This window comes from Endozoicomonas sp. ONNA1 (genome assembly GCF_024606325.1).
Classification (GTDB): Bacteria; Pseudomonadota; Gammaproteobacteria; order Pseudomonadales; family Endozoicomonadaceae; genus Endozoicomonas_A.
In genome coordinates this window covers 1-4481 of sequence record NZ_JAHHPN010000621.1, presented here as the reverse complement: position 1 = coordinate 4481, position 4481 = coordinate 1, and the positions used below count along the sequence as shown (strand labels likewise).

Genomic DNA, 4481 nt, shown 5'->3' with positions numbered 1-4481 from the left:
TCATTTGGCCGATGGATATTGCTTTAGTTGCACAGGTCGTTTTGATTCTGAAGACTTTACAGATTCCTTGCTTTTCGAAGCACGGGATCAACTTACTATCATTCAACTCCAATGCGATTCTCACCCACAATCTAAGCTAAAAGCGCATGTCGTGGATGGCACCTCCACCGATCGCTGCAACTCTATGGAGTCAATGAGTGAAGGGGTCGCCAGCGCTGCCACGCATCCCGCCTGTGTTGTGACAGTGATTGGGGAGGATGGCCAGCAGCGTCCATGCGGAATGGTCTGCAAGGATGCCAGAGCTCTGTCGGACCACAAAGGCAGATACCACACCACACAACAAATCTGTAACGTGGTCATGATCGGGAAGAATGGTCAGCTGCAACAATGCGGAAGGATCTACAAGAATGCTAAAGCCCTGTCGAGTCACAAAAGCAGAAAGCATAGCGGACAAAAAAGCTGTGACATTGCAGTCGCTTGGGAGAGCGGTCAGCAGCGGCTTTGCGGAAGGATCTTCCGGAATGCTGAAGCTTTGTCGTATCACAAAAGCAGAGATCACATCGGGCAAAAAATTTGTTACTTCATAGTGGTCGGGGAGAATGGTGAACAGCAGCCATGCGGGATAGTCTGCAGTAATTATAAAGCCCTGTTGAAACACAAAAGAAGCATCCACATCAGGCAATCAATCTGTGAAGAGATTGTGATTCAGAAAGATGGCCAGCAGCGACCATGCGGAAAGGTCTTTCAGAGCTCTAAAGCCCTTTCGGATCACAAAAGATCCCACAGCGGGCAACAAACCTGTAACGTGATCGTGGATGGGAAAGATGGCCAGCAGCGGCCATGCGGAAAGGTCTGCAAGAATACCAAAGCTCTGTCAACTCATAAAAGCGGAGAACACACCGGACAAAAAATCTGTGACATAACAGTCATTGCAGAGGATGGTCACAAGCAACTATGCGGGATTGTCTGCCAGAATGCCCGAACCTTCTCGGATCACAAAAGAATGATCCACAGCGGTCAACAAACCTGTAAGGTGACGGTGACCGGTAAGGATGGCCAGCGATGGCCATGTGGAAAGGTCTTGGAGAATGCTAAAACCCTGACGGCTCACAAATTCACATTCCACAGCGGACAAAAAACCTGCGACGAGAACGTGCTTGGGGAAGATGGTCAACAGCGACCGTGCGGGAAAGTTTGCATGAGCTCCAGAAGCCTGTCGGATCACAAAAGAAAAGACCACTCCGGTCAACAAGTCTGTAACGAGACCGTGGTCGGGCGGGGTGGCCGGTCGCGGCCATGCGGAACGATCTGCAAGAATGCCTCAGCTCTGACCAATCACAAAAGTGGATACCACACGGGGCAAAAAACCTGTGCCATGACAGTAGTCGGGAAGGATGGTCAGCAACGACCATGCGGGACGATTTGGAAGAATGCCCGAGCCCTGGGGGATCACAAAAAAGTCACCCACACCCAGGAAAAAGCCTGTAACGAGACCGTGGTCAGGAAGGATGGCGATCAGCAGACATGCGGGATAGCCTGCAAGAATGCCAAAGTCCTGTTGGACCACAAAAGAATACATCGAAAACGCAGGCATCCTGATCTGGACGAGGACTTCAGGACTCAAAAAGTTAAAGTGAATAAGTAACGATCTGGTCTGGTGCATGACTTCAATAGTTTTTTAACAGAAAGCCTTTATCAGAAAAACATGCTTATTTTCTTGATCTATCCTTCCTCTCTGTGAATCAGAATGCAAGGATGGAATTATTAAACACTCACTCTTTGCGGCACTGATGTTATTGTTGCTACTACCGTTGTTGTCTGTCGTCTGTCAGGCCAAACCGTGTACGAAACGCTTTACTATCGAGCTTGAACAGAAGGCAAACTGTCCGACAAACCAGAGCATTTCTATAAAGCAGCGTGGCCCGCATAGATTTTCAGATGCTGTCAACACAATCGGCTTCGCAGGACAACCTTCATCACCTGATCAGAAACCACTCAGACCCGGCGGTTATGGGATAAAAACGATCCTTATTGGATCCATTTTATGGCAATGGCTTTACGCCACTCAACTGCTGGTTGGTTTCGAACTGATCCTGACCATCAAAGGCGCCCCTTTGTATTCCAAGCCTTATTCATGTGTACGTTTAAAAGCGGTTGTCGCCGTCTGTTGGCTTTTAAAAAATGCTTGGAACCAGGGCTCATCAAGGTTTAACCCGATTGAACAAGAAGAGGCAAGATCTCAGCTAACACGAGGGTATCACCCGTTTGCGATCACCACTATAATGCTCGGCTCTGGAGATAACTTGCCACAATACCCGCCATCAGAATCATCCGGCCAGCAACTCCCGGCAGCCAACAACTACTCTGCATGTTATTTCGCTCATCTCCTCTATTCTGACTCTGACGATGGTAACGAAAACCCTCAACAATACTTACACACTTTAGATTTAAATTGTTTCGTCCATCCATGTAGTGGCGTTTGTCAATTTCGGCCATCATTCGATAGTGGTGAGTCCATTGAATGGCCGCCGATTACCGCACAAAGTTCATGTCCCCATTTGACTGATGGATATTGCTTTAGTTGCATAAGTCGTTCTGAGCCTGAAGGCGCTATAGATTCCTCACTTTTCGAAACATTGGATCGACTCCCAGACATTCAACTCCAATGCGATTCTGCCCCACAATTTACGCCACAGCCGCACGGGAAGGTTTACAAGAATATTAATGCCCTGACGGATCACAAAGACAGATACCACAGGAGACAACAAATCTGTAACGTGATCGTGGTCGGGGAGGATGGCCAACAGCATTTGTGCGGGGAGGTCTGCAAGAATAGCAAAGCTCTGGCGGATCACAAAAGCAGATACCACTCCGGACAACAAACCTGTGACGTAATCGTGGTCGGGAAGGATGGCCAACAGCAGCCATGCGGAAAAATCTGCAAGAACATTAAAGCCCTGTCGACTCACAAAAGCGGGGAACACAGCGGGCAAAAAACTTGTGACGTAACAGTCATCGGTGAGGATGGCCAGCAGCGGCCATGCGGGAAGGTCTGCAAGAATGCTCAATCTCTGTCATCTCACAAAAGCAGCTATCACAGCGGGCAAAAAAACTGTGACGTTATGGTGGACGAGGAGGATGGTCAACAACGGCCATGCGGAAAGGTCTGCAAAAATGCTCGCTTTCTGGTGGATCACAAAAGAAGCGTTCACAGCGGGCAAAAAACCTGTGACGAGACTCTGGTTGGGGAAGATGGCCAGCTGCGACCCTGCAGCAGAATCTGCAAGAATGCTCAAGCCCTGTCGTATCACAAATTCAGACAACACCGCCGGCAACAAACCTGTGATATGACCCTGTTCAGCGATGATAGCCAACCGCGACCATGCAGGACGGTCTATAAGAGTGCTGCAGTCCTGTCGGGACACAAAAGAAAACATCAAAAAAACAAACCTGATGATCTGAACCTGAACGATCACCTCAGCCCAAAAAAGGTAAAGTGAATCAATAACGATCTTATCTGATACCCGTCATGTTTTTTCATTGCCAGCTCTGATGTTAAACAGATGGTAGTTAACAGAAAAGCTCGCTTATTTTCTTGATCTATCCTTTCTCTCTGTAAACCAGAATGCAAGGATAGAATTATTAAGCACTCAATCTTTGCGGCAACAGTGTTGCTGCTGAATTTGTTATCTGTGGGATGTCAGGCTAAACCGTCGACAGAGCTTTTCACTGTCAAGTTTGAACAGAAGGCAAAATTTCCATCAAACCAGAGCTTTTCTATAACACAGCGTGACCTGCATCCAATTTCAGGCATTGTCAACACAGACAGCTATGCAGGATCAGCTTCACTACCTGATGACAAACCATTTGGACCCCACGTTTACGGGATACAATCAGCCATTATTGAATCAATTTCGTGGCAGATGCATTGCTCCACTCACCTGCTGGTCGGTTATAAACTAATCCTGACCACCAGAAATGCTCCTCTGAATTCCAACTCTTATTCATGGCTACCTCTGGAAGTGTTTGTCGCTGTCGGTTGGCTCTTAAAAAGTTATTGGAACACCTATTCACCACTGTTTAACCCGGTTGAACAACAAGAGGTTACAGCCGTGCTGACACGCCAGAATCAACCGTTTAAGGCTATCGCTACAATGCTGGGTTCTGGAGAAAACCAACAACTGCATCAGCCATCAGAGCCGTCCACCCGGCAAGCCCGGGAACCCACTACACAGCATACTGACTCTTTCACTCGCCCGCCGAATTCAGACTATGACGGCGGTGACGGTGACCCTGAACAACACCAACATACTTTGGGCTTAAATTGTTTCATCCACCCCTGTCATGGCATTTGTCAGTTTCGAACAATATCCGATAGCATTGACCCCGCTGAATGGCAGCATCACTTCGGACAAAGTTCATGCCTTCATTTGGCCGATGGATATTGCTTTAGTTGCACAGGTCGTTTTGATTCTGAAGAC

3 protein-coding genes are annotated in these 4481 nt (G+C 48.0%); all 3 read left to right on the top strand.

Features of this window, described 5'->3' with window-relative positions:
• A partial coding sequence (locus tag KDK19_RS14590; RefSeq protein WP_257292243.1) for a hypothetical protein occupies window positions 1–1645 on the top strand: 1645 nt, incomplete at its 5' end.
• Window positions 1646–1790: 145 nt separating this feature from the next.
• Window positions 1791–3500 carry a hypothetical protein gene (locus tag KDK19_RS14585; RefSeq protein WP_257254562.1) on the top strand — a complete coding sequence of 570 codons (1710 nt, stop codon included), beginning with the start codon at window positions 1791–1793 and terminating at the stop codon, window positions 3498–3500.
• Between the two features lie 171 nt (window positions 3501–3671).
• On the top strand, window positions 3672–4481 hold an 810-nt coding region (locus KDK19_RS14580), incomplete at its 3' end, for a hypothetical protein (RefSeq protein ID WP_257254561.1).

Coding starts and splice junctions, on each gene's coding strand:
- KDK19_RS14585 (WP_257254562.1), top strand. CDS start 1,791: ATGTTATTGTTGCTACTACCGTTGTTGTCTGTCGTCTGTCAGGCCAAA.